Origin of the sequence: Pseudoalteromonas sp. NBT06-2 (assembly GCF_002276045.1) — a bacterium.
GTDB lineage: Bacteria > Pseudomonadota > Gammaproteobacteria > Enterobacterales > Alteromonadaceae > Pseudoalteromonas.
This window is the reverse complement of record NZ_NQMR01000252.1, coordinates 1-3,837: the sequence shown is the minus strand read 5'-3', so window position 1 is coordinate 3,837 and position 3,837 is coordinate 1. Positions and strand designations below refer to the sequence as shown.

The 3,837-nt window shown below is 35.0% G+C and carries 4 protein-coding genes and 1 pseudogene; 1 reads left to right on the top strand and 4 read right to left on the bottom strand.

All coding sequences use genetic code 11. From position 1 onward, the window contains the following. Window positions 1-253: 253 nt before the first annotated feature. Window positions 254-1,250: pseudogene (locus tag CJF42_RS24865) on the top strand (IS630 family transposase). 40 nt (window positions 1,251-1,290) lie between these two features. Here CJF42_RS24865 and CJF42_RS24860 read toward each other — a convergent pair. From CJF42_RS24860 to CJF42_RS24845, 4 genes are all read right to left on the bottom strand, one after another. Then, window positions 1,291-1,875, bottom strand: coding sequence for a hypothetical protein (locus CJF42_RS24860; protein WP_095369198.1), 585 nt, complete (start codon window positions 1,873-1,875; stop codon window positions 1,291-1,293). Then, window positions 1,845-2,075 carry a hypothetical protein gene (locus tag CJF42_RS24855; RefSeq protein WP_095369197.1) on the bottom strand — a complete coding sequence of 77 codons (231 nt, stop codon included), beginning with the start codon at window positions 2,073-2,075 and terminating at the stop codon, window positions 1,845-1,847. The genes CJF42_RS24860 and CJF42_RS24855 overlap by 31 nt, the downstream gene beginning before the upstream one ends. Window positions 2,076-2,109: 34 nt before the next feature. Continuing rightward, entirely contained in the window at window positions 2,110-3,042 is a 933-nt protein-coding gene (locus CJF42_RS24850; protein ID WP_170940762.1) for a TIR domain-containing protein, read from the bottom strand. 129 nt (window positions 3,043-3,171) lie between these two features. Continuing rightward, window positions 3,172-3,426, bottom strand: a complete 255-nt coding sequence (locus CJF42_RS24845) for a hypothetical protein (RefSeq protein ID WP_095369195.1) — start codon at window positions 3,424-3,426, stop codon at window positions 3,172-3,174. Window positions 3,427-3,837: the final 411 nt, after the last annotated feature.

The window sequence follows — 3,837 nt, the reverse complement described above, 5'->3', positions numbered from 1 at the left end:
CCTTTTGGTTAAAACCTAAAATATGCATTTTAGCTTTTAGCTTGTTTATGCCACTGTATGGCTATTTATTGACGATATTTTGCCTAAAAAATGCCAGGTTACCCATTTTAGGTATTTATTTTGCTGTTTTTTTGTTTAAAACACAATAGGCTAGCGTCTGTTATTCAAAACAGTTGTAACTTATACCAATCAGATTAAATTTGTGATCTAATAAGGCATGAAATATATTTCCCAAAAACAGCTTTAAGATAAGTTGCAATTTATCGATATCAAATCACTTATCGCTAAACAAACCAATGGTAGAATGCGTATGCGTTTATTAGCTCTTTCACATATAAAAGAGGGTACTAACAGAGCACAAGTAGCCATCTATCTATAGGTCAGTCGAAAATCAGTAAATGATTGGGCTAAAAAGTTCTATGAAAATGGACTTGATGGCTTAAAAAAAACAGAGCCGATAGACCTTGTAAATTGACAGCTGAGCAACTCATTAAATTCAAAGAGTACGTGACAAAAAATAGCATTAAGCCTAATGCTGGTCGACTTACAGGAAAATCACTGGTTAACTTCATTCAAGAAAAGTATGGCGTTACCTTTTGTTTGGATAATATCTATAGATTATTAAACTCCCTTAATTTTTATTGGATAACCAGTCGCTCTCAACACCCCAAGCAATCAGAATAAGTTCAAGAGAATTTTAAAAAATTAAAAATCGAAATGATCTCTAAAGATCATGATAGATCTAGTATAGATGTCTGGTTTCAAGATTGAAGCTAGGTTTGGTCAACAAAATACTACAACAAGATTATGGGCTGAAAAAGGCTCAAGGCCCAGAACAGTAAAACAACAGCAGTTTTAATATGCTTGCCTGTTTGGCGTTATTTGTCCGGCCACAGGAGCAACCGAAGCAATAGTAACACCTTATGTAACTAATGATGTAATGAGACAACATTTACAGTAAATATCACAAGCAACGCCAAAAGGCCGACATGCATTTGTGATCATAGACGGTGCAGGTTGGCATACCAATTATACAGCGCTTTCCTTTAAGGCTACTGGCATATTCACCAGAATTAAACCCTGTAGAGCAAATTTGGCAATAGTTAAGACAGAATGAATTAGCTAACAAATGCTTTGATGGGTACGAAGGCATTGTAAATTCATGTTGCGATGCTTGGAATAGCTTTTTTCGTGATTTGGATAGAGTTAAATCAATGTGTATGAGAGAGTGGATTTATTTGGGTGATTAAATAATCTGATTGGTATAATTAGCTTAAAGTATGCTTTATCTCAAGGCAATCTATTTTTAGTCCTTGTTTCACGGCTTGAAGAAAACTGCACCTTAGCCTCGCTTTCATATTTTTTACAACTGACACCCCAATTACTTTCATTTTCAAAGTAGTTAAGTAATCTTTCTAGCTTTTTAGGATCATCTTCAATAACCCTTAAGCTTTTATCAATTGGTTCTCGCGCGGTAATCTTACTTTTAAATATGTCCCCATATGCCAAGTTCTGGAAGCAGATTTGAAAGTCCCCTAAATAGCAAGAAACATCAGATGTATAATTCTTCATTTTATTTAGGCATGTGGTGCTAGTTGTATTTTCTCGGAGCTTCATAACATCGTGGGCAATAGATTGAAGAGAATACCTAAATGTTTTAAATAGCATAAGGTGAACTATTTCATGAGACTCAACTTTACTAACAATTATAAGAATTGCTTGGATAACCCTATGAGATAAATCTAAATATTCGTTGTGATCCAGTGTTGCAACTTGATCGGGGATAGACTTTTTAACATTACAATATGAATTTACTTCTCTGATAACCGCTGAACTATGCTCTATCAATAGACTAACGTCTTTAAACAGTTGCATTCGGATGTTTCTTTTAGCTTCTTTTTTTTGGCTTTTATAGTATGGCTATGTTGTTTTGATAACTGCTTAAAAGCAATATAGATCGAAACCATAACAGCAAAAGCAGTTAATGTAGAACCGGCAAAATCTTTAGCTACTTCATAGCAAGATACTTCACTAATAAAATAGCAACTTTTTTCAACAACCTTTGAGGCTACCACTGTCTATCCCTTTATTCATAACGAGCCTGTGGAGTTAATTGTTAGGCTCTCTATACCAATACTTTTGCCCATCAGTATGGATTTCTGAGCCAATTTTGCTAATGTAACTACCGCGTAAAACGCCTTTTTTATCTCTAGAACACATTAGATGTGTATCAAATTCACGAACCCCTCTTAGGGCTTGTTCAAAACCATCTTTTTGTGGTGGCGTACCATCTAAAGTTAAGCGGTGACGACTATGCATTTTAGTTTTCAATTTTAATGAACCGTCAACAGATATTTGTGCATCTGTTATGAGATCACTAACAGCAAATTGAGCGTAACAATCCCCAATACTTACCTCTAATACACCACAAATATTTCCTGAACCTTTCCTTCCATCTTTTGAGATAACCAGAACGACATCACCTCGGAAAATAGCATAATCTGGTGACTTTATATCCAACCCTCTCCATTTGGTAAAGATAGTTTCGTTGTGCCAAATACCGGAATACCCATGAGAGATATATGTAGGGGCAATTCCTATTTGATGCTCTGGAATACCATCTAACCAAGATCTTAAGAGGGAGCTTGATTGATTAGACAGCTCTTTCTTAGAATCAAACCCGCCCATTGGTATAAATGTTACTCCAGCAAAATCCGATGGTAATTCAGCATCATCATATTTACATAGAGCCACTCTACTTCTACTCAAGCGCGCTGTAAGAAACCCATATTCAAACATTACATTTGCTCTAGGAATTTTTACTTTTTTATTTCTTATTACCGATTCATCATCGGGAGTGGCTAATATTACAGCTCCTGAAATTGACTCTGATAGTTCCTCAATAGCTTGAAATGTAATATCTCCATTTTTAAATAAACGAGTCCACAATATAACTTCTGCGCCTTCCTGCTCCAAGACTGCGGCTATATTCTCTGCTTGGATGACAGCTTCACTACTACTACCTACAAATATCTTTTTCACAATTCCTCCTTGAGAGGCTAACGACCCAATAATAAATGAATTAAGCTGGCTGGCGATTTCTAAACAAGTGCATGACAGCCTTTATGAAGCTTAATTCATTGGCTTGTTAAATACACACTTACACGAATGTTATTCTTTTGGCTTTTCGTTTTCTTTGGAGTCTATATAAGCTTGATGTGATTGAGTATCACAGTGTTTAGCGTTAGATTGACGACTACGATGGCTCACTGATGCAGAAGAATAATTTTTTTGACACCATTCTAAACTTAGCTTTTGAGGCTGTTTTTCCATATTTAAACCATGTGATATCTGCTCGGTCGAGCTTGAGCAACCAACGACAATAATACTCTTAGCTATTGATATAATAATTTTTGATTTATTCATGATACTTTCCTTGTGTATTTAACATTTATATAAACGGCGTGCACACTTATCTGGTTAAACCTCCATGTAAAAAGCAGTGTTTAATGCTTTAAAATCAATTGCGTGAGTAAAAATTTTAACTAAATAAAGTGTGCTTGCACGCTTTGTAATTTATATGCGCCTGTTATTTAGGTATATATATTCGTATGTTATTGACTATACATAATTTATTTTTTTTCATCAAGACAAAGTGTGCGATGAAAAATGGCAAAATGTGCGCGATTTATTAAATATAACCTGACTGCTGTACAAAAACACAATATTAAGACGTTGTCGCCTTATGTTTAAAATCCCCCGAGGTTATTGTTTATGATAATGCAGTGGTATTCTAATTTATTAGAGCGAACGCAAAATGCATCAAGCTGCACTTCT

Excerpts from the sequence above, each read along its gene's own strand:
- CJF42_RS24860 (WP_095369198.1), bottom strand. The coding sequence starts at position 1,875 with ATGCAACTGTTTAAAGACGTTAGTCTATTGATAGAGCATAGTTCAGCG.
- CJF42_RS24845 (WP_095369195.1), bottom strand. The coding sequence starts at position 3,426 with ATGAATAAATCAAAAATTATTATATCAATAGCTAAGAGTATTATTGTC.